Genomic DNA, 21483 nt, shown 5'->3' with positions numbered 1-21483 from the left:
CTTCGCGGTCAACAACTCACCCAGATACAACCCGTCCTGCCCGGTAATCCCGGTAATCAGCGCACGCGGCACGTCGATCCTCCTGTTGACCACCTGGTACTGGTCGGAAGGTTAGCGTCAGGTAAACACGGACGTTCAGCCGGGTCCCGCTCCCGCGGCCTGGGGGATGGTGGTGGTCGTCGGTGCGGATGCGGACGGTGGGAGCGCGCGGGCGATCTGCAACAGCTGGGGAATGATCGCGGTGCCGATCCGCTGGCCACCGCCGTCGGAGATGTGGACGCCGTCGTCGTCACGCAGGCGCACGCCATCGAGTTCGTCGACGTATCGGTTACCCGGCGTGAGAACGGAGCCCAGATCAATGACGGTCGTGCCGGGGTGGCGGCCGGCGGCCTGGTGCAGCAGTTCGTTGAACCGCAGGACCCGTTCGGGCCGGGTCTCCGGATAGATGCCGCCGTCCGGAGCCTCGGTGGGTTTGAAGATCGGTGCGGTGAGGAGCACCACTTTCGCGCCTTTTGCGCCAAGTGTCGTGATGGCAAGATCGAGCTCGCGGGCGAGATACGCGTCGAAGGACGGTTCCCCGACGTGCGTCCAGCGACCGTCCTGGAGCTGGTCGGTGACCTCCCAGCGGCCGACCAGCAGCATCGCGATGGCCGGGTTGACCTCGTTGATCTCGCGGGCGAACCGGGCCGGCCACTGGTCGCAGCCGTCGGTCGGCGGCCCGGCCTGGCCGAGGATGCGCCGCTGCATGCCCCGGGCGACGCCACAGCCCAGCATCGAGTAGTCGTGCATCTGCAGGCCCTGGGCGGCGGCCATCGTGGAGAACTGGCTGTAGTCCAGGGTGAGCGCCACCGAGTCACCGCCGAGCGCGACCTTCACCGGCGCCCCCGATCCCGCTGCCGACCGGTGGGCGACGGCCGGCACCGGGGCGCTCTGCGCCTGCCGGGCGAGCGCCTCGAGCTGCGCGGGGGTGCGCACCGACCCCGGGGTGCCGGTGGTGGCGACGAGAATCACCCCCAGCACACCCGCGAACACCGCCGGCACCATCACCCGCGGCCGGGGCAGCCGGATGCGCCCTCGTCGGATCGGGTTCTCCACCAGGTGAAACGACGCCAGCGTGATGGCCAACGTGGCCGCCAGCCGCAGCGCGAGCAGCACGACACCGGTCGCACCGGTACGGGTGGCCGTCAGCGTCAGGAACACCGGCCAGTGCCACAGGTACAGGCCGTAGGAGATCCGTCCGACGAAGGTCAGCGGGGCCAGCGACAGAAACCGCGACAGCGGCCCCTTCGGCGCCTCCACCAGCGAGGCGACCAGCACCATCACCAGCACCGCGACCCCGAGGAAACCGCCCAGGTACAACGGCCGGCTCTCACCGCTGACCGTCATCCAGATCACCAGCAACGCCACCGCGGCGACGCAGCCGGCACCGGAGAGCACCGAACGGGCCCGGTCGGAGATCGGCCGGGTGCGCTGCCCCCGCCACACCGCCAGGGCCGCACCGACCAGCAGCGCCTGCGAGCGGCTGTCCGTCCCGTAGTAGATGCGGGACGGATCGGTGCCGGTCAGCAGCAGTCCGGCGCCGATCAGCGCCGAGGCGGCCCCGCCCAGCACGGCCACCGACAGGGCCAGTGACTGGGCCTTCTGCCGTTGCCGACGCCAGCGGTCCACCGTGCGCGCGCTGTGGCGCATCAGCAGGAACACCACCAGCGGCCACAGGACGTAGAACTGCTCCTCGACCGAGAGTGACCAGGTGTGCAGCAGCGGCGACGGCGCGGAGAAATGATTGAAGTAGCTCTGGTCGGACAGCGCGAAGCGCCAGTTCGCGACGTAGAGCAGGGTCGAGAGCGCGTCCAGGCGCACCGTCGCGACGTCGCCGGGAGCCGCGACCCAGCGGGCGTAGGCCGCCACGCCCACGAGCAGCACCAGCAGCGCGGGCATCAGCCGGCGGGACCGCCGAATCCAGAAGCTGCGCAGATCGATGCGCCGGGTGTTGCGGTACTCGGTGACCAGCAGCCCGGTGATCAGGAACCCCGACAGGACGAAGAACGTGTCGACCCCGAGCAGCCCGCCCGGCATCCACGAGATGCCCGCGTGGTAGGCGATCACCGCCATCACCGCGAAGGCGCGCAGGCCGTCCAACGCGGGCAGATGGCCCAGCGGGGCGAGCACGGGCCCGGTGGCGTCCAGGTCGTCGATCGGACGCAGGCGGGTGGTGGCCGGGGCGTCCCGGGCCCCGTCACGGTGCGAGCCGGCGCCGCGACGGACATCAGGGATGCCACGACCGGTGCGGACACCCCGGACCTCCGGCTCGGCCGGCCCGCCCTGGCCCGGGGCCGGCCCGCGGCCCACGCGGACCGGGGGTGCGGGGGAGGGGCGCCGTTCGGCGGGACGGGCCTCGCGGTCGTGTTCGCGGTGCTGCGGGAGCGCGGGGACGCGGCGGCCGTCCTCGGGGCGGACCGCTCGCGCGGGGGGCCGCCCGCCACCGTCGGGCCGAGCGGGTGGCGGCGCGGGCCGGGCCGGGCCCTCGACGTCGACGCCCGGTTGGGCCGCGCCGCGCCGGTGGACACCACCGCCGCCCCGGGGTGACCCGCGGTTGCCGCGGGTCACGATCGGGGTAGTGGCGGGCTGTGCGTCCATGGATTGCTGCCCGGGCCGGCCGCCCGAGGCCAGGGGGACCGTGTCGGCGTCGTTGGTGGTCAGCCTGTCCCTCCTCGCCGTCGTCGTCGGGCGTTGGTGGTGCCTTCCTCGGGTACGAGACCGGGCCGCGGTTCACCTGCCGGGCCACACCTCGACCACGAGAAGGCGTCCGACCGAAAAGGCTAGCTGCCGGTCGCCTGGGCCGTGCACCCGCGGTACATCCGCGGTACATCCGGGCCATTCGATGGGGACGCCCTGCTTGGCCGGGCACAGGACGTTGGTACCTTGCGGCCGTGTCCGAGACGACAGCCGGGTACCCACGTTCGGTGGAGGCGCGGTCGATGCCGCGTGGCGGCGGATGGCCCTGGCTGGCCGGATTCGGTGGGCTCGGTCACGCGCGCCACCGCGCCCCCATCCGGCGCTGGCGGACCTGGCTGGCCCTGATCTGCCTGGTGGGCCTTGGGATTCGGCTTTTTTACCTGGTCCACTGGCTGCATCCCGTTCCGGTGCAGGGTGATCCGTACTACTACCATGAAGCCGCGAATCTTTTCGCCGACGGACGGGGATGGCCCGACCCGTACGAACTACGCCTTTCTGGACATTACGTCGCGGATGCGCAGCATCCCCCGTTGACCAGCGTGCTGCTGGCGATTCCGTCACTGTTCGGATTCACCAGTTTTCTGAGCCACCAGATCTTCTCCTGCCTGCTCGGCGTCGGCGCGATCGTTCTGGTCGCGCTGGCCGGGCGTCGCGTCGCGGGCCCGGCCACCGGCCTCGTGGCGGCCGGCCTCGCCGCCGTGTACCCGGGGATGTGGCTCAACGACCCACTGGTGATGTCGGAGACGACCGGCATCCTGACCTGCGCCTGGCTGATCCTTGCCGCCTGCCGCTTCCGGGACCGCCGCGGTCGCCTGGACGCCGCCGTCCTCGGGCTCGCGCTCGCGGCGGTGATGCTGGCCCGGGCCGAACTGGCGTTGCTCGCCTTCGTGCTCGTCGTGCCACTGATCGGGCTGGCCCGCGGGCTCGCCTGGCGCCGCCGCCTGGGGCTGCTCGCCCTCGCCACGCTGACCAGCGTGCTGGCGGTCGTGCCATGGACGATCTACAACCTGACCCGCTTCAGTGAGCCCGAGTACCTCTCGACCGGCCTGGGGACCACCCTGGCCGTCACCCACTGCCCGGCGACCTACTACGGCGAGCATCTGGGCTGGTGGTCGTTCGACTGCGTGCTCGCGCTGCCGCCGGCCCCGTCCGAACGCTCCGAACGGGACGTGTTCTACCGGCACGAGGCCATGACCTACCTGCGTGCCCACAGCGACCGACTGCCGGTGGTCGCCGCGGCCCGCCTCGGCCGGACGTGGGGGGTGTTCCACCCCTGGCAGCAGGTTCGCCTCGACGCGATCGAGCTGCGCCCGATCGGTCTGAGCCGGCTCGGGATGGTCACCCTGTGGGCGGTGGAGGTCGCCGCGGCCGCCGGGGTGGTCGTGCTGGTGCGCCGGCGTCAGGCCGTGCTGCCGCTGGTCGCCGTGCCGATCGCGCTCAGCCTGGCCACCGTGATCGTCTACGGCACGACCCGGTTTCGGGCCGCCGCGGAACCGGCCCTGGTGCTGCTGGCCGCCGTCGCGATCACCGCCGCGGCCCAGGCGCTGCACCGACGCGCCCGGCCCGGCTGCGCCGTCCCGGCCTACCCCACCTCCTCGCCGGACTCCCCGGCCCTCGAGCCTGCCTCGTCGATGGCGTCCGATCGGCGCTCGGGCAAACGAACGCCCAACGTGGCCGAACTGACCGACAGCTGATCGCTGTCTTCGACCGGTTCGGGTGTCTCGGGGTCACGCACCGCTGGTACCGTGCCACCGTGCCGGCCACCGTGACCCGCAGGGCCCCTGTTGTTCTTGCGCACAGGGCTGTTCTCCTGCCCGGGGCCGATCTCGCGCCCAGGGCGATCGGTCGGTGACGGGTCGCCTGCTGCCCGGGTCGGCCGCGGCACGGACCACGGGGCCAGGCACATCCGCGCCGCCGGTGGTGACCGAGGGCGCGGCCACGTCCGTCCGGCGTGCGCCGAGTGTGACCTTCGCCGGATTCGACGGGCTGCGCGCGATCGCGGCGCTGATGGTCGTCGTGGTGCACACCGGGTTCCCGGCCGGATTCACGACCTCCAGCCGCCTCGGTCCCTATGTCGCCCGGGCCGAGGCCGGCGTCGCGGTGTTCTTCCTCATCTCGGGGTTCCTGCTCTACCGGCCGTTCGTCGCCGCCCGGCTGGCCGGCGCGTCGCCACCGCCACCCGGCGGGTACCTGGTGCGGCGGCTGATGCGCATCCTCCCGCTGTACTGGCTGGCGCTCGCCGTCACGCTCAACGTCGTCAGCGACGAGCGGATCGGGGTGCACGGTCTGACCGGTGTGGTGCAGACCGCGCTGCTGGTGCAGGGCTACCAGGACACCTGGGCGATCCAGGGCCTCACCCAGGCCTGGACCCTCGACATCGAGGTGGCCTTCTACCTGGCCGTTCCCGTCTACGCGTGGCTGCTGGGCCGTCGGCGGCGAGCCCCCGAACGGCAGGTCCGGGTGGAGCTGGCGGCGCTCGCGGGGGGCTACCTGGCCTCAAGAGTGGTGCATCTCACTGTCGTCCCGTTGCGGCACGGGTGGACCAGTGGCTGGAACGTCTGGCTGCCGGTCTGGTGGGACCTGTTCGCACTCGGTATGGCCCTCGCGGTGATCTCCGCCCGGTGCGCCCAGCTCGACCGCCAGCCACGCTGGACCGGGCTGCCCGCCTTCGGTTTCGCCTGCTGGGCGGTCGCGGCGCTCTGCTACTGGCTGGCCGTCCGGCACTCGGGTCTGCCGCTGTCGCCGATCTTCACTCCGAGCCGGTCGCAGGACCTGGCCCGGCACCTGATGTACGGCCTGTTCGGCTTCTTCCTGCTGCTGCCGGCGGTGTTCGGGCCGCCCGGGCGCGGGCTGATCCGTCGCCTGCTGGCCAGCCGGATTCCGGTCTTCCTGGGGTCGATCTCCTACGGGATCTACCTGTGGCACACCGCCGTCATCGACCTGCTGCTGGACCACACCAGCTGGCGGATCTTCCACATCCCCTACGTGCCCTTCCTCGCCACGGTGCTCGCCGGGACGATCGCGCTCGCCACCGTGACGCACTACCTGGTCGAACTGCCCTGCATCCGGCTGTCCCGGGGCTGGGCGCGCCGGGTGGATGCCCAGGTGGGCCGCTGGACGCGACGTTCGACCCGTCCGGTGACGCCGGGCGTCCCCGCCGCCTCCACGGGCCCGCTGTCCACGCTGGACGGGCCGCTGGGCGCACCGGCCACGGCGCCGGTCACCGCGGCGGCCAGGGCCGGGGTAACGCGCGTGGGGGCGCCCCTGGACGCCCCGACCGTGCCACTGGGCGCCGGTCCGCAGGCCTGGGCCGCTCGTGGCTGGGTGGCGCCCCCGCCGCCGGACACGGCGGGGCTCGGGGAGCGCGACGGGTCCGAGGTGACGGCGCGGCTGACCCGGCCGAGGCGGCCGGATGGCACGCCGCAACCGCCCCGCCCAGGTGGGGCGGGTCGACCGCGCCCGACCGGCGGACCGGGAGGGACGAGCACCTCGGCGACGGGCGGCGAGGTGCTCCCGGTGGTGGAGCCCGGCCCGCCGGGCACCCGCGACGTCGGGCGGACCTGAGCGCGCACGGCCACGATCCGGGCACGCCCGAACCCGGCCGTCGGGATCCCGGCACACAGCGTGTTCCGGGCGCCGGGGCGGGATCGGTCTTTGTCCCCCGCGATCCTCGGCGCCCATAGCTACATATAGCCGCCCAGTATCTGCGAAGCGTGACCGTCGTCGCGGGTCGCACGCGTTCTGACGCGGACTCCCGTTGACCTCTGCGGACCGGCGTCCCTAGACTCGGGTCTGTGCACGAGGGTCCGTGGGTCTCAGACCGAGCGGATCCACTCGAGCGTCGTTATCGGTCCTGACAGTTTCTTCGTTTCCAGCGTTGTATCTGTCCCTCGGTCCCGGCGGTTCGATCCGGCCCTCGCGCGGACGACCACCCCAAGCCGGAGCCGACCCCTTGACGAGCACCACCGACGTACGACCCGTGGAGACCGTGACCACCCCGCACAGCACGCCCCAGGTAGCGGTCAACGACATCGGCTCGGCCGAAGACTTCCTCGCGGCCGTCGACAAGACGATCAAGTTCTTCAACGATGGCGACATCGTTGACGGCATCATCGTCAAGGTCGACCGGGACGAGGTGCTGCTTGACATCGGCTACAAGACCGAGGGCGTGATCCCGTCACGCGAGCTGTCGATCAAGCATGATGTCGACCCGCATGAGGTCGTGAGTGTTGGCGACCACGTCGAGGCCCTCGTCCTCCAGAAGGAGGACAAAGAGGGCCGCCTGATCCTGTCCAAGAAGCGTGCGCAGTACGAGCGCGCCTGGGGCACGATCGAGAAGCTCAAGGACGAGGACGGGGTCGTCACCGGCACCGTCATCGAGGTCGTCAAGGGTGGTCTCATCCTCGACATCGGCCTGCGCGGCTTCCTGCCGGCTTCTCTCGTCGAGATGCGCCGCGTCCGCGACCTGCAGCCCTACGTGGGCCGTGAGCTCGAAGCCAAGATCATCGAGCTGGACAAGAACCGCAACAACGTCGTGCTCTCACGTCGTGCCTGGCTGGAGCAGACCCAGAGCGAGGTCCGCTCCGAGTTCCTCGCCCAGCTTGCCAAGGGCCAGATCCGCAAGGGCGTCGTCAGCTCCATCGTCAACTTCGGTGCCTTCGTGGACCTGGGTGGCGTCGATGGTCTGGTGCACGTCTCGGAGCTGTCCTGGAAGCACATCGACCACCCCTCCGAGGTGGTCGAGGTCGGCCAGGAGGTCACCGTCGAGGTTCTCGACGTCGACCTCGACCGCGAGCGGGTCTCCCTGTCGCTGAAGGCGACGCAGGAGGACCCGTGGCGCCAGTTCGCCCGCACCCACGCCATCGGTCAGGTCGTGCCGGGTCGGGTCACCAAGCTGGTGCCCTTCGGTGCGTTCGTCCGCGTGGACGAGGGCATCGAGGGTCTGGTGCACATCTCCGAGCTCGCCGAGCGGCATGTGGAGATCCCCGAGCAGGTCGTCAACGTCGGTGACGAGATTCTCGTCAAGGTCATCGACATTGATCTCGACCGGCGGCGGATCAGCCTGTCGCTCAAGCAGGCGAACGAGGTGGCGGGGCTCGCCGTCGACGGCGACGCGTTCGACCCGAGCCAGTACGGCATGGAAGCCAAGTACGACGAGCAGGGCAACTACGTGTACCCCGAGGGCTTCGACCCGGAGACCGGCGAATGGCTGCCGGGCTTCGAGGAGCAGCAGGCGGAATGGGAGCGGCAGTACGCCGAGGCCCAGACCCGCTTCGAGGCGCACCAGGCCCAGATCCGGGCCGCTCAGGAGGCCGACGCCGCAGCCGCGGCACCGTCCTCCTACACTTCCTCTCCGTCGTCGGATCAGGCCCCTTCGGCCATCGACGAGGAGGCGCTGCGCCGCCTGCGGGAGCAGTTCGGCCGGGGGGAGTAGGTCCTACCTGGCCGCGGCTGACCCGGCGGTGACGCCGGCAGCACGGTAGAGCGACGAGCGAGGGCCCGAGGAGAACGTCTTCCTCGGGCCCTCGCTTCGTGTCCGGGGGAGCGACGCCGCCTCTGGCGGCGGTGTGGCGCCGGGACGGCTCAGCTCAGCGCACGGCGCGCCCGGCGCGGGCCTCCGCGGCGTCGACGTGGTCCGGGCGCAGCAGGATCGGCACGCCGGCGCGTACCTCGTAGCGGTGGCCGAGGCGAGGGTTGACCAGGGTGTCGTCCACCAGTTCCAGTGGCCCCTTGTCCACCGGGCAGGCCAGGATCTTCAACAGCTCGGGATCGATGCTCATCGCGGCGCGGCTTCTTCCTGTTCGTTCGGTATCCGGGTGCGTCCGCAAGCATCCCAGACCGGCGGTCGCGGCCGTCGAGGCCCATCGCCCGTCGCCACCCACCGGCCCTCGATGCCCACTCGACCAGGGCAGGCGAATTACGATACCGATATGGTGACATAAAGGGCTCGGGGGAGTAGCGTCGAGGATGGTCCGCGGTCGGACGAACGGCCGGGACCTTCCTGATCGCACCGATCGAGAGCCAGGTTGATCGTGACTGTTCATGACTTCACCGTCGAAGCCGCCGACGGCGGATCCCGGTCGCTCGGCGAGTTCGCCGGCCAGACGCTACTGATCGTCAACGTCGCCAGCAAGTGCGGCCTGACCCCGCAGTACGAGGGGCTCGAGGCGCTCTACCGCGATCTTCACGGCCGGGGGCTCGAGGTCCTCGGCTTCCCCTGCAACCAGTTCGGTGGGCAGGAGCCGGGCACCAACGAGGAGATCCAGAGCTTCTGCTCGACGACCTTCGACGTCACCTTCCCGGTGTTCGGCAAGATCGACGTCAACGGCCCGGAGAGCGCCCCGCTCTACCAGTACCTGCGCGCGCAGGCGCCGGGTGAATTCGGGCCCGAGTCCGGCTTCCTCTACGAGCACGTGAAGAAGAGCCGGCCGGAGGCCATCGGCACCGACGAGATCAAGTGGAACTTCACCAAGTTCCTCGTCGACGGCGAGGGCAACGTCGTGCGCCGCTACGAGCCGACGGTGACCCCCGAGGAGATCCGCAAGGACCTCGACGCCAGCCTCGTCTGAGCAGCCTGAGCACGGGCGCCGCCCGTGCGACCGCCCCGGGGCACTCCGGGGCGGTCGCACGCGCTCAGCTGGTACCGGGTGTTCAGCTGGTACTGGGGCCGAACAGCTGCAGGTAGCGCTGGGAAGCCCTGGGATTGAGGTCCGGGCCGGTCAGCGAGGACTTGACGTTGCCGTCCTCGGCGGTCCGGTAGTAGGCCTCGTACGCCAGGTTCTGGGCGTTCGCGGCGAACGTCTCGTACATCCGGCTGACGTAGAACGGGTTGTCCCCGCCGCCACCGGCGCTGCGAACCACGCCCCACTCGGGCACCGCGAACTTCTTGCCGTGATCCCGGGCGAACTGGATCACCGTGCACAGCCCGGACCGCAGGTGACACTGCTTGTTCCAGGTCGCCTGGGTCAGCGAGGCCGGGTAGTGGTCGTAGGCGTCGATGCTGACGATGTCGACGTACTGGTCACCGGGGTAGGCCGCCCACACGTCCTCCTTGCCCACGGGCAGGGTGTCGTTGTGGGCGTTCATGTTCCAGTCGATCCGCACAGCCGGGTCGGTGGAACGGATCGCGGTCACGGTCCGGCGGAAGCAGGTCTTCCACGCCTCGACATCGCGCACATGCCAGTACATGTAGCCGCCGTTGAACTCCCAGCCCAGACGCACGTAGGCGTCGGCGCGGCCGTACGTCGTCAACGTGGTGCCGAACTGGCTCCAGTACCGGTCGTACTCGCCGCGGGCGCAGGCCGCCTCGTTGCCGTCCTGCGGGTACAGCGGTTGGGCGATCGAGAGTTCACCCGGGAACGCCGCGCGGGTGAACGCGGACGTCGGCCAGCCGGCGGAGACCAGGCCGCTCCAGCTCCGCCGGTCGGTGAACACGATGGCCAGGCCGCTCTGGCGCCCGGCGAACGTCCCCCAGGCGTTGACCTCGCTCGGATAGTTGCCGTTGGCTCCCGACACCCAGCGCACCCCGGTGGTCCGCGGCCCGGGTGTGGGTGAGGACGACGAGGACGAACACGCACCGAGCCCCGTGGCGACCAGCATGAGCACCGCGATCACCGTGAGCGCCAGGCGGCGTCGGCTCATGCCACCGATGGCTTCCGCGACCCTGCTCCCGGCGACCCACCGAAGCCACCGCCGGACGCGGCGACCTCGGGCGCGGGCGACCCCGATCCGCCACCCCCGCCGATGGTGCTGACCGCGGTGCGGGCCCGCGACCACGCTGTCACGCTCGCCGCCTCGGCCGCCCAGTCACGGCCAGCGGCCAACGCGTCGCCCAGCTCCAGATGCGTGGCCAGCGACGGCTCGGGCACCAGCATCGTTCGCCAGCGCCGCTCCGGGCGGGTCAGCGCCACCGCGTTGAGCGTGAGCCGAACACCGGTGAGGGCCGCGCGCCGGGCGGCCCGCCGGGCGGCCGTGGGCGGCTCCACCGCGGGCGGCTCGCCACCGAGATCCGCCAGCTGGAACGGCTGGTAACCCTGCAACGCCAGGCAGGTCGCCCGGTCGAAGGCGCCACCGACGAACGGGATGGCCCGCAGCAGCCGTTCGTCCGCCAGCAGGGCCCCGATCCGCACACCGAACGTGCTGGTGGTGGACGCGGCCCGGTTCCACGGCACACCGTCGAAGCGGGGTAGGCCGAGCTGGTCGTTGGAGCTCTGCTCCATCGCGGGCCGCCGACGGGTGGAGGCGGCGCTGAAACGCAACGTGCTGTACAGCGTGAAGTAGTCGATGTCCGGACGGGCCTGGGCGGCCGAGACCAGGGCGGACAGGGCCTGCTCGGTGTAGAGGTAGTCGTCCTCGGCGAACCAGACGAGATCATCCTCGGCCCAGCGGCGCAGCCGAGGCATGCGCAGCACATGGCGGTAGGAGGCTCGGTTGCTGCCGCAGCTGACCGGGACGATCTCCCCGGCCTCGGCCATCAGCGACAGCCGGTCGGCCGGGATGGTTCCGTCGTTGACGAAGTGGATCGACATCGGAACCTTCACCTGCGCGGCCGCGCGCAGAAGGGACTCGAGCGCGAGCTGCTTGCTGTAGTACTCCGGCCGGTTCTTCTTGTTCTCCGAGCCAACCGATCGGTACAGGACACGCAGATTCATCGCAACCCCCCACCCGGACCTGGCCAGGCTTCATGTACTGGAACGGTCTCGGCGCCGGTCGAAATCCTACCCAGGTGCTGGTTCGCCCCGGTCTGCCTGGTGGCGCCACGGGGGATCCCCCGCGGCCGCCGGTCGGCGACGAAGGCAGTTCGGGTCATGGAGCGGCATCCGTCTCGGTCGTCGTGTCGTCCGCCGCCGTGGCGGTCGTCCGTTCGGCATCGGCCGTCGTGACAGCGCCGGCCGTCGTGACAGCGCCGGTCGTCGTGGTGCTGCCGGTCGTCGTGGCACTGCTGGTGTTCGTGGCGCCGTCGGCCTGCGGTGCGGCGTCCCGCGCCGCATCCCGGTCAGCTTCCCGGGCAGCGCTCGCGACCAGGAGGTACCAGAAGGGAACGGTGATCCAGAAAGCGGCGATATAGCCGACTACCGCGCCGGTGGCCCCGCCGAAGTGCAGCCCGATCACGGGGTAGACCAGGAGTTGCGGGGCGAGGATGGCATTGGCGCGGAAGGTCAGTTTCGCCTTGCCAAGAGCGTAGAGCATGCACGCCGGACCCACCGTGGCCGCGGGGCCGGCCTGCTGGATGATCGACAGCGCGAGCAGGTGGTGGGTCTGGTCCCAGGTGGGGCCCAGCAGGGAGTGACCGACGCTCGCCGGCAGGAGCAGAAAAACGGTTCCCCAGATCACACCCACGGCGACGATGACGCCGGAGAGCGCGTACGCCGCCCGGATGCGGGCCGGCGCCGACATGTCCTTGCGCCGGGAGAACTCCGGGATCGCCCAGCTCACGATCCCGACCGCGAGGATCGTGGTGGGCCCGAGCAGGGTCTGCACACCGCGCAGCGCACCCACGAGGTCGATCGCCCCCAGAGTGCCCAGCAGCAGTGTCGAGGCCTGCTGCGCGCCCTGGACGGTGAGATATTCGGCGCACATGTAGCCGTTGATGTCGCGGTGCTCGACCAGCCATGACTTCACCTGCCTGGTCGCCGGGTTGAAGCCCGCCTGGTACAGACCGAGCAGAGCCGCCACCCCCGCGGCCCCGCCCCACGCCGCGAGCATCGCCCAGGACGTCGACACATCCTGGACGATCAGGGCGAAGATCGCCCCGAACTGGACGACCGCCCACACCGCGTCGTTGGCGGCGGCCGCCGCCGGCCGTCCCTCGGCGAAGAACACCTGTCGCCAGGCGTCCTGCAGCAACAGCGCCGGGAAGACGAGCCCCATCGCGACCAGAGACGCACCGACCGACCCGCCGATCGACAGCCCCGCGAACAGCGTGACGACACCGGAGAACAACCCGACGGCGAACGCCGTGCCCGTCCCGGCCGCCGCGGCGCCACGGAACACCGCGGGTGAGGCGCCCGCGAACCGGATGCCCAACGGCGACGTGCCCGCGGCCTTCGAGAAGCCGATCATCAGTGAGAAGATCGCGAACGCGATGGCGAACGCGCCGAACTCGGACTGAGAGACGCTGTGGGCGATCACGAACGACATGCCGGCGTTGGTCCCGCTGGAGAGCACCTGGTCGACCAGGGTCCAGATCGCCCGGGACCGCGACGAGCCCTTGGTCGTGCGCTCCGCGCGATGCTTCGACCCGGTCTCGACGTCCACCGAGAGGTCGTCGAGACCGTAGTCGACCGGCTCGACGCGTGTGGTGCGCCGGGCGTGCGAGCCGGCCGTCGTCGCGCCCCCACGGCGCCCCTGGCCACGTTGGCTCTGACCGCGCTGAGCCGGACCGCGCTGGCGCTGGTCACGCAGGCCATGACCGTCACCCTCAGCGGGGCTCGCGGAGCGTTCGGGCCGGGTGAGCGACCCCAGGAAGAACTCTCCCGTCAACGTGCCGGACATCGGGATGAGCCCCTCGGCGGACGGCGCATGCCGCACCCGGAAACTGTCGACACCCGGCACCCGTCGGCCGTGCAGGCCACGCAGGAGCTGTGTCTTCTCCGGGTCGTAGGTCTCCACCCGCCGGACAGGTTCGACCACGGCTGGGCGCTGCTGGGCCTGCGTGGGCATCCGGCGATCCGTGCCCGCCCGCGGTCCCGGTCCGTCCGTGCCCGCCCGTGTCCCGGCGCCGCCGGCGGTACCAGCCCCCGTGCCGGTGTCGTCACGTGCGCCGTCAGCCCGCTGCTCGCCGGGAGAACTCCCCGGCAGGTGGACGCGACCCGCCGGCTCGCCCGTCCGCCCGCCCGGTATCCGCGGGCCCGAGAACGCGGGCTCCGGCCCGCGTTCGGGTTCGCGTGGGTACGAAGGCTCCCGACCACGGCCATGCTCCCGGGTGGGTTCGTGACCGAACTGCCGGCCGTGGCCGTAGCCGTGCCCAGGCTGATGATCAATGGTGTCGCCGGTGGGGCGCCGGGTCGCGGCGTCCGCCGCGTCCGCCGGAGCCGCCCGGTTCATGCCGCGGCGGCGTTCACGTTCGGCCCGCCGGACCTCGGCGATGTCCGGCATCCCGAGTTTGCGTCGCAGCTGCGCGAGTTCCGCGGTCGTGGCGAGGAGCGGATCGGCGGACGGGGGCGGATCTCCACCGCTGGCCGGCCCGGCGCCGACGCCAGCGGGCGAACCGGCTGGCGGGTCGGGACGACTGTCATCGGCGGGGAATCCGTGACCGGACTCATCCATCCACCGACGACCATCCTCTCCGCGCCTGAGTGTGTGGGTGGGCTCGTCCGCCACGCCTGGCGTCAAGGACTGCCGATGGCGCCACCCGCTGGTGGCGCTCTGCCTGCATCGGTGCCGACCACTTTCCGTGTTGACCGCTGTCCGTGCTGATTGGTGGTGACGCAGGCGCACAGTCGCGCATGGCCGAACTCGACAGCCACCAGGGAGATGGTAGCCGGATACGCGCCGACCATCCGGGCAGGGCTGTACTGCCATGGTGCGATCGGCTACGGGAACGAACGATGTGGTGACGGTGGATATCCGCTCGCCCGGATTCGCGGCGCGCTCAGGGGTGTTGGCGACGCAGTGTGACAGCGGCCAGGCCAAGCGCGGCGAGCGTGCAGCAGATCACGATGCCGAGGTCCAGCGCGAGTCGGCCGTCCACGGCACGGGAACGACTCAGCTGCGCCATGGAGTCGACGACATAGGTCATCGGCATCAGTGCACTCAGTGTGTCGAGGGTGGGCAGCATGGTGTGCCGAGGCACCAGCACTCCGCACAGCATGAACTGGGGGATGAGCACGGCGGGGATGAACTGGACGGCCTCGAACTCGGTGCGGGCGAACGCGCTCATCCAGAGCCCGAGGGACGTGCCCAGAAACGAACTCAGGATCGCCGCCACGAACAGCATCGACGCCGATCCGCGAACGTCAAGGCCCAGCGGGCCGACGGTGAGCGCGGTGGCGAGCGCGGCCTGGGTCGCGGCTGGGACGGCGAACGCCAACCCGTAGCCGACCAGCAGGTCGCTGCGACCGACCGGGGTCGTCATCAGGCGCTCGAGCGTGCCGGACGTGCGCTCACGCAACATCGCCACCGACGTGACGAAGAACATCGTCATCAGCGGAAAGATGCCCAGCAGCGCCGGTCCGACCCGCCCGAACGTGGCGGGCGAGTGGTGGAAGAGCAGGCGCAGCGTGAGCAGCAGCACCGGTGGCAGCAGCAGAACGAGCGCCAGGGTGCGCCGGTCTCGCCCGAGCTGTCGCAGGACGCGTCCCGCCGTGGCGCCGGTGCGTCGGGCATCCACCGGGCGGCGAGCGGGGCACGGTGCGACGCCGGACGGATGTGGACCCGCGGTTGGCGTCGGGGCCGCGGCATCCGGGACGCCGTCCGAGGGCGCCGGCTGCGGAACCGTCGGCGCCGGCTGCGGGACCGGCGGGGAGCCACCGAGCGGGCCGGCCGGGCCGGCAGGACTGGCCAGGGTGGTCGGCCCGGTCGTGGTCGGCACGGTCATGGTCGGGGCCGCCGTGGTCGGGGCGGTCGGGGATGCCTGGCCGGCCGATGCGGCGGAGCGTTCCAGCAGGCGGACGAATCCCTCCTCGAGATCGTTGCAGTCCGTCGTGGCGAGCAGCTCCGAGGGAGTTCCCTGGGCGAGGAGCCGACCGGAGTAGATCAGAAGGAGGTGGTCGCATCGGGCGGCCTCGTCCATCACGTGTGAACTGACGAAGATCGTCATGCCGTCGCGGGCCAGCTCCCGCAGATCGGACCACAGACGTCGGCGCAGCAGGGGATCGGCTCCGACCGTGGGCTCGTCCAGCACGAGCACATCCGTGCCGCCGATCATCGCCGCGGCCAGGGACACCCGGGAGCGCTGGCCACCGGAAAGCTGGTTCACCAGGAGATTCGCCTGCTCGGTGAGACCGACCTGGGTCAGCAGCGCGTCGAGATAACCCGGAGACCAGGCCGGATCGCCGGGAATTCCAGCCCGCATTATCTCGGTGAAGTACCGCAGGTTCTCCAGGACGGTCAGATCGCCGTACACCGAAGCGGACTGGGTGGCATAACCCACACGGCGGCGCAGGCATGCGTCGCCGGAGGTGTATCCCAGGACCCGCAGATCGCCCGATACCGCGGACTGCACGCCGACAATTGCTCGTAGCAGTGTGGTCTTACCCGAGCCGCTCGGCCCGATCACGCCGACAACACGGCCGCTCGGGATCGTGAACGACATGCCGTGGATGACCTCGTGGCCGCCGCGGCCCCGCCGCCGAGTGCCGCGGCGAATCCGAACATCGATGGCCTGTAGCGCGGGAACGTCGGAGACCATGCCGATGCCAGCATGCGCCCCGCCCCCGCCGGGTGACAGGTTGACGTCGGTGTGCATCGAGGGCATCCTCCGTCAATGTCGCCGAATATTCCTGGGCAGGTCTGATGTGCCGGGTGTCGACATCGGGCCGGCCGGGTGTGCGAGAGCCTCGCCATCCGAGCGTTTCGGATGAGCATTCGGGTGCGGCAGGAAATGGTGTACCTGACTGTTCCTGATAATTCCGCTGACGGTCGTGAGGTGTTTGCCCGGTCGGGTGCGCACGCCGGCCGACGCTGGCGCGGTTTCGAGTCTAGGCGCGCCCGGTTGGTTGGCAAGTCCCGGGTGGGATTCTCCCGGTGTCCGAAGTTTCCTGCTGTTCTGGTCGTGGGCCGTCCGGACGCACTCCTGGTATTTCCGAGTGGCGACCTGCGGGGGCCGGCGGATGTCGCGGTCGTGGTCGCGGGGTGCTGTCCGGTTCGTGTCGGTCGGCGGGCGATGGGGACCTGTTTTCGCCGATCCGTTCGGGTGAGGTAGAAGTGGTCGGTCGGGAGCCTGCGGCCTCGTCGGCGCAGCGGGATGAAACGGACACGGCCTGCGATGCCGCTGGCGCGCCACCGTGGTTCGTGCCCTGCGCCGCCGATCCGGGCGAAGGTGCTCGCCGACGGCCCTGTTGTCTCGCCAGGAGGTCCGATGTCGGAGTTCGCCGGGTTCCCCACCGAAGCGATGATCTTCTACGAGGGGCTGGAAGCGGATAACAGCAGGACATACTGGTCTGATCATCGTGATACGTACGAGAAGGCCGTGCGGGGGCCGATGCTCGCGCTGTTGGCCGAGCTTGAGCCGGAGTTCGGGGAGCCGCACGTGTTCCGGCCGCATCGCGATGTCCGCTTCGCGAAGGACAAATCGCCGTACAAGACGGCGATGGGGGCGTACATCACCGGTGGCGGCTACGTGCAGGTCTCGGCCCGGGGGCTGATGGTTGGCTCCGGCTACTGGCAGACCGCGTCGGACCAGGTGCAACGCCTGCGGGTGGCCGTCGCGGACGAGGGGAGTGGTCCGAAGCTCGTGGCGGTGGTCGCCGCGTTGCGTGCCGGCGGCTATGAGGTTTCCGGTGACCAGCTCAGGACCCGGCCACGCGGGTTCGATGCCGACCATCCGCGGATCGCGCTGTTGCGTCACCGCACCCTGACGGTGTCCCGGGATTTCGGTGAACCGTCATGGCTGGCGGAGCCGGAGTGCGCGGTGCGGGTCGCGGACGCCTGGCGGGAGATGCGGGTCCTGCGGGAATGGCTCGATCGACAGGTCGGGCCCAGCCGGCTGCCGCGGCGCTGAGCGATGGCCCGCCCGGCCTGGCCACCGAGACCGGGCCGGGCCGGGCGGGATGACGCGTCGTGACCACAACGGCGTGCTGTCCCCGCCGTCTGCGCGGGTGACGCGCTACCGCGCGGGCGGTTCCTCCGAGGCGAGCAGGTCCCGCAGCTCGTGCAGGGCCTGACGGAGCTCGGTGGCGAACCGGTGCATGCCGTCCGCGACGGTTCGGGGGGTGCTCAGGTAGAGATTGAACGTCTCGGGCAGCAGGACGTACGCCGCGCCGACGCACTGGCTGCTCGTCGAGCCGAAGCCAAAGAACTCGACGTTGACCGACGGTGCGGAGCTCGTGCTCAGGAAGTCGTCACGGGTCTTCACCCAGCCGGGCGTCTCGTACAGGGCGAGCGGCTCGTGGACCCCGAGTTCGTCGCCCTGGCGGCGGGCGATGAACTGCAGTTCCCACAGGTGCTGCTCGGGAGCCCGGCCGGCCTGGCAGTCCTTCGCCCGTGTGACGTGGGCCTGGGCGGCGGTGCGGAAGGCGGCCCGTCGGGTGTCCGCGGTCGCGGTGGGGTCGCCCATCGCGGCGACGAACGCGAGGACCTCGGGGGTGACGACCCGCATCGCCTCGGTGCGTCCACGGCGCCAGGCCCGGGTCGCGATCGACTCGTAGGTGGCGCCGACATGGCCCTTGGCCCGCACGTGGGCGAGCTGGTAGGCGAGCTGCACGAAGGCGTCGGGGGACATCCGCAGGCGCTTGGCCTCGTTCTGACCGAAATCGTCGATGCGCAGGGTCATCGAGGCGGTCGCGGCGGCGAAGGCGACGAACGACTCGTCCGCCGAGGCGATGTCGGCGCGCAGCGCGTCGTCGAGGACGAACGTGACCGCGTCGATCGTGGGCAGCCCCTGCGCCCGCGCACCTGAACTCGCCGCATGCTCCTGGGGGGAGGTGGTGAGCAGATCGTCCACGAAGCTGAGAATGGTGGTGCCGTCCAGGCCGCAGTGTTCGACGTTGATGCCAGCCCGTCCGTCCGGGAAGACGATCAGGGAGACGGCCTTGTCGAACCAGCGGTTGGCCGCGTCGCCGTGCAGCAGCCGGTCGCAGGTGGCGAGGTCGTCGGTGGGGTTCTCGTCTTCCAGGCACACGCAGAACAGGGCTGTCTCGATCGTGTCGAGAGCCTGCTGGTTGGCCGGGTCGAGCGCGAGCAGGCGGCCTCGGCTGTCCGCCCAGGCGGCGCGTGCCTTCGTCGTGAGGTGGCCGACGGCGCCGTCCGCGGGGGCGCGGCGCGGGGTCTGCTTGATCACGGCGGCGAGGCCCGCGACCAGATCGGCGAGGGCGTAGGGGCTGCCGTCGGGGCCGATGACGTCCATGCGCACGGGGTTGCCGCGGTGGAACACCACGATATGGCGTGCGGTCGACGGGCCAGGCCATGCGGCGCTGTAGGGGGTCCGGACGGTGTCCTGGACGGCGCCCGGGATGCGGGTGGTGGAGAACAGGAACGTGTTCTGGGCCATCGACAGCGGGGTGCCGCGTTGCAGGACCGGGGCGATCCGCTCGTCGTCCAGCCGCAGCTTGTAGTCGACCGCGGCGGTGATCAGGCCGGCGGCGCGTTCGAGCTGGGCCTGGCCATCGGCGTCCAACGACGAGGAGTCGTTCGCGGGGGTGCCGGCGAACAGGAAGATGTAGTTGGCGTTGAGCGCGATGCGGTCGCGGCGGCCCAGGTAGCGGGAGTCCCAGAAGTCGTCCAGCCAGCTGTGCACACCGTCGGTCGCGTCGTAGCGCTCGAGGGCCGCGTGCAGGATCGGACCGGGACCGTCCGGAGCCTGGAACGCGGCGACGGCGGCGGCGGTCTCGGCTCGTTCCGCCTCGGTGAGCAGCGGCGCGGACCAGGCGAGGAACCGTTCGCAGCTGTCGGCGAGGCTGGGCAGCGGGACCCGCGGCAGCTGGTCATCGTGGGCGAAGGTCGTGGCGTTCAATCGTGGCCTCGGTTTGTCCGATGGGGCATCGTTCGTGGAGTCGGGCGGTTCCATCGTGGCCGGATATGTGTCGAGATGCCTGACCATCACCTGATCCGGCTCGCCGGAGCAGGCCTGACCTGGGCGATCAGGCTGGTCACGCGGTCAGCGTGGTGCCGCCGCGGGTGCCGCGGGCCTGGGCGCGGGAGGCGCCGGTGGCCGTGGCGGTGGAGGTGCTGCTGGCAGCGAGCGAGGCGGTGCCGCGGGGACGGGAGATGTGCAGCTCGGCGTACAGCCAGCCGTCGGCCTCAAGACCACGCGGATCGACGCCGACCGTGGCGAGGGTGTCCAGCACCTGCTCGCGTTCGCGGGCCGAGGCGAACCTGCGCTGCGGGAACACACCATCGACACGTTCGGTCTCGTAGCCGAGGGCGCCCAGCGCATCGGCGATCGGGTCGAACGGGAACATACGCAGGACGAAATGGGCCATCGCCGGCCGTCGGTGTTCGTCGGCGGCACGGGCGATCCGCTCTATGGTGGGGGCGCCGATATAGCCGATGCAACCCGTGGACACCACCAGGTCCACCTCGGCGAGCAGCGCCTGTTCCTGGCTGGTCGGTTCGCGGTCCTCCAGATCGGCGCAGACCGCGTCATCGAGGAACCCGGCCGCCAGCGCATAGGCGATGGCGGGGCGGGAGCTGTCCAGCCCGATGAAACGGGGGGTGGTCGGGCCGCGGTGCGCGCCCGTCAACGCGCGGTCCCGAGCCGCGAGCGAGGCGGGGCCGGTCTCCCCGCCGGCGGGGAGACCGGCGTACCGGGCGTACATGTCCGCCATCGTCAGGTCGCAGCGCAGCAGCGCGGCGTTCACCCCGTAGGAACAGCCGACGTCGAGGATGACCGGCGCCCGACCCCGCCGGTCTCCGTGCTCGTCGACAAGCTGGCCGAAGAAGGGCTTGGCAAGCTCGGGAATAACATAGTCGAGGCGCCGTAAGGTGGTGAAGTAGGCGCGTGGATCGGGTTGGGTGTAGATGTGGTCGAGCGAGACCTTACCGCTTTCGTCGAAGCCTTTTTCGTCGAATATCCTGTCGTTGGAACCGGCGGCGGTGCTGACGTTGTCGTGATGCACGCGGGCGCTTCTCCTCGAACAATCTGTGGTGCGCTGTCGGGCGACGGTCAGGCAGGGGCGATGGCGGGGCGGGCGGAGCGGGTGCGGCGGCTAGTCGAGCAGGGCGTCGACGCGGACGGCACCGGCGTCGGCGCTCTCGTGCTCGGGCAGGAAGCGGCCGAACAGCTGCCGGGTACGCTCGCGGCTGCCGATCACACCGGCGCGTTCGGTGTAGGCGAAGATCGCGCAGTGCCGGGCGGTGCCACCCTGGACGGGGCTGACCCGGTGCATCGAGTAGCGGCCGAGGAAGAGCTGCAGGTCGCCGGGACGCAGCGCCAGCCGGTGGACGAGACGGTCATCGGTGCCGCGCAGGACCGCCCGCACGTCGTCGAAGTTCTCCGCCTGCGCGGTGCGGATGTTCGGGCAGTACTCGAACGTGCCGCCGGTCTGGGCCGCCTGGGTGAGAATGCTGACCGCGAACTCGTTGGTGTCGAAGTGCCACGGGTGTTCCAGGCCCGGTGAGATCACGTTCAGGCACAGGCCGGCGAGCGGATCGGCCAGTTCGTGCACGGCGGGCAGGCCAAAACAGGCGGCCACGAAATGCTGGAACCCGGCGCTTCGGTACAGGCGGTGGATGTCGAATCCCGCCGGTATCTGGTCGCGGGCCACGAAGGCGTTGCCCCGCCGCATGATGTGCCGGCCGGGATGGTCCGCGGGGAGCGCCGCGTCGACCGGAATGTTGTAGGCGTTGACGTCCTCGATGTGATCGTAGCCGAGCCCGGCTATGGACGAACATTCTTCGGCCAGGTGACCGAAGGCCGTCGGCGCAATGAATCCCGGTAGCACGCTGCAGCCGTTGGCAGCCAGGTCGTGTCGTGCCCGTGATACGACGTTCCACCACTGGGCGCTGGTGGGTTCGCTGATCGGATAGCTGGCCGTATCGACCAGGTCGCTGATGGTCCGGGTGTCGGTGGCACCCATGAATCACCTCTTTACCGCCGCTCGATGGTTCGCGCATCACCTGTGACAGGTGATCGGAACCGGAATTACC

General features: G+C 70.7%; 14 protein-coding genes. 5 read left to right on the top strand and 9 right to left on the bottom strand.

Translation table 11 applies throughout. The features are described 5' to 3' along the window. Positions 1-135 precede the first annotated feature (135 nt). Positions 136-2637, bottom strand: a complete 2502-nt coding sequence (locus tag MXD59_RS23270) for an acyltransferase family protein (protein ID WP_248826729.1) — start codon at positions 2635-2637, stop codon at positions 136-138. Between the two features lie 293 nt (positions 2638-2930). Here MXD59_RS23270 and MXD59_RS23265 point away from each other — a divergent pair, with 293 nt between their 5' ends. The 3 genes from MXD59_RS23265 (at position 2931) to rpsA (ending at position 8170) form a co-directional block, all read left to right on the top strand. Then, on the top strand, positions 2931-4430 hold the full coding sequence (locus MXD59_RS23265; protein WP_372512178.1) for a glycosyltransferase family 39 protein: 1500 nt from the start codon (positions 2931-2933) through the stop codon (positions 4428-4430). Between the two features lie 154 nt (positions 4431-4584). Further along, a complete protein-coding gene (locus MXD59_RS23260) occupies positions 4585-6300 on the top strand; it encodes an acyltransferase family protein (protein ID WP_248826728.1) in 1716 nt (571 codons plus the stop codon). Positions 6301-6688: 388 nt separating this feature from the next. Further along, complete coding sequence (gene rpsA / locus MXD59_RS23255; RefSeq protein WP_283097366.1) at positions 6689-8170, top strand: 30S ribosomal protein S1; 1482 nt, start codon at positions 6689-6691, stop codon at positions 8168-8170. A 154-nt stretch (positions 8171-8324) separates the two neighbouring features. Here the strand turns inward: rpsA and MXD59_RS23250 are convergent, their stop codons facing one another. Then, positions 8325-8516, bottom strand: a complete 192-nt coding sequence (locus tag MXD59_RS23250; protein WP_163548205.1) for a Trm112 family protein — start codon at positions 8514-8516, stop codon at positions 8325-8327. Positions 8517-8768: 252 nt separating this feature from the next. On the opposite strand from MXD59_RS23250, the gene MXD59_RS23245 reads away from it, so the two are divergent. Further along, entirely contained in the window at positions 8769-9305 is a 537-nt protein-coding gene (locus MXD59_RS23245; RefSeq protein ID WP_248826727.1) for a glutathione peroxidase, read from the top strand. A gap of 82 nt (positions 9306-9387) precedes the next feature. Here the strand turns inward: MXD59_RS23245 and MXD59_RS23240 are convergent, their stop codons facing one another. The 4 genes from MXD59_RS23240 to MXD59_RS23225 form a co-directional block, all read right to left on the bottom strand. Next, positions 9388-10377, bottom strand: coding sequence for a glycoside hydrolase family 26 protein (locus MXD59_RS23240; protein WP_248826726.1), 990 nt, complete (start codon positions 10375-10377; stop codon positions 9388-9390). After that, positions 10374-11387: a hypothetical protein gene (locus MXD59_RS23235; protein ID WP_248826725.1), complete on the bottom strand. Its 1014-nt coding sequence runs from the start codon at positions 11385-11387 to the stop codon at positions 10374-10376. Before MXD59_RS23235 ends, MXD59_RS23240 begins: the two co-directional genes overlap by 4 nt. A gap of 154 nt (positions 11388-11541) precedes the next feature. Next, on the bottom strand, positions 11542-14004 hold the full coding sequence (locus MXD59_RS23230; RefSeq protein ID WP_248826724.1) for an MATE family efflux transporter: 2463 nt from the start codon (positions 14002-14004) through the stop codon (positions 11542-11544). Between the two features lie 325 nt (positions 14005-14329). Next, positions 14330-16144, bottom strand: coding sequence for an ABC transporter ATP-binding protein/permease (locus MXD59_RS23225; protein ID WP_248826723.1), 1815 nt, complete (start codon positions 16142-16144; stop codon positions 14330-14332). 612 nt (positions 16145-16756) lie between these two features. Here MXD59_RS23225 and MXD59_RS23220 point away from each other — a divergent pair. After that, positions 16757-17398, top strand: a complete 642-nt coding sequence (locus tag MXD59_RS23220; protein ID WP_248826722.1) for a DUF2461 domain-containing protein — start codon at positions 16757-16759, stop codon at positions 17396-17398. A 105-nt stretch (positions 17399-17503) separates the two neighbouring features. Here the strand turns inward: MXD59_RS23220 and MXD59_RS23215 are convergent, their stop codons facing one another. The 3 genes from MXD59_RS23215 to MXD59_RS23205 form a co-directional block, all read right to left on the bottom strand. Beyond that, the gene (locus MXD59_RS23215) at positions 17504-19402 is read right to left on the bottom strand and encodes a choline/carnitine O-acyltransferase (RefSeq protein WP_248826731.1); all 1899 of its coding nucleotides are present in this window, start codon (positions 19400-19402) and stop codon (positions 17504-17506) included. Positions 19403-19484: 82 nt separating this feature from the next. Then, on the bottom strand, positions 19485-20453 hold the full coding sequence (locus tag MXD59_RS23210) for a class I SAM-dependent methyltransferase (RefSeq protein WP_248826721.1): 969 nt from the start codon (positions 20451-20453) through the stop codon (positions 19485-19487). Positions 20454-20543: 90 nt separating this feature from the next. Beyond that, positions 20544-21413, bottom strand: a complete 870-nt coding sequence (locus tag MXD59_RS23205; protein ID WP_248826720.1) for a HalD/BesD family halogenase — start codon at positions 21411-21413, stop codon at positions 20544-20546. Between the last annotated feature and the right edge of the window lie 70 nt (positions 21414-21483).

It is taken from the genome of Frankia umida, from assembly GCF_023242945.1.
In the GTDB taxonomy this organism is placed as follows: Bacteria; Actinomycetota; Actinomycetes; order Frankiales; family Frankiaceae; genus Frankia; species Frankia umida.
Note: the sequence above shows the minus strand (reverse complement) of the source record. Positions and strands in the feature narration are given on the sequence as shown.

Coding starts and splice junctions, on each gene's coding strand:
- MXD59_RS23270 (WP_248826729.1), bottom strand. CDS start 2,637: ATGGACGCACAGCCCGCCACTACCCCGATCGTGACCCGCGGCAACCGC.
- MXD59_RS23205 (WP_248826720.1), bottom strand. CDS start 21,413: ATGGGTGCCACCGACACCCGGACCATCAGCGACCTGGTCGATACGGCC.
- MXD59_RS23220 (WP_248826722.1), top strand. CDS start 16,757: ATGTCGGAGTTCGCCGGGTTCCCCACCGAAGCGATGATCTTCTACGAG.
- MXD59_RS23230 (WP_248826724.1), bottom strand. CDS start 14,004: ATGGATGAGTCCGGTCACGGATTCCCCGCCGATGACAGTCGTCCCGAC.
- MXD59_RS23235 (WP_248826725.1), bottom strand. CDS start 11,387: ATGAATCTGCGTGTCCTGTACCGATCGGTTGGCTCGGAGAACAAGAAG.
- MXD59_RS23215 (WP_248826731.1), bottom strand. CDS start 19,402: ATGGAACCGCCCGACTCCACGAACGATGCCCCATCGGACAAACCGAGG.
- MXD59_RS23240 (WP_248826726.1), bottom strand. CDS start 10,377: ATGAGCCGACGCCGCCTGGCGCTCACGGTGATCGCGGTGCTCATGCTG.
- MXD59_RS23225 (WP_248826723.1), bottom strand. CDS start 16,144: ATGCACACCGACGTCAACCTGTCACCCGGCGGGGGCGGGGCGCATGCT.
- MXD59_RS23250 (WP_163548205.1), bottom strand. CDS start 8,516: ATGAGCATCGATCCCGAGCTGTTGAAGATCCTGGCCTGCCCGGTGGAC.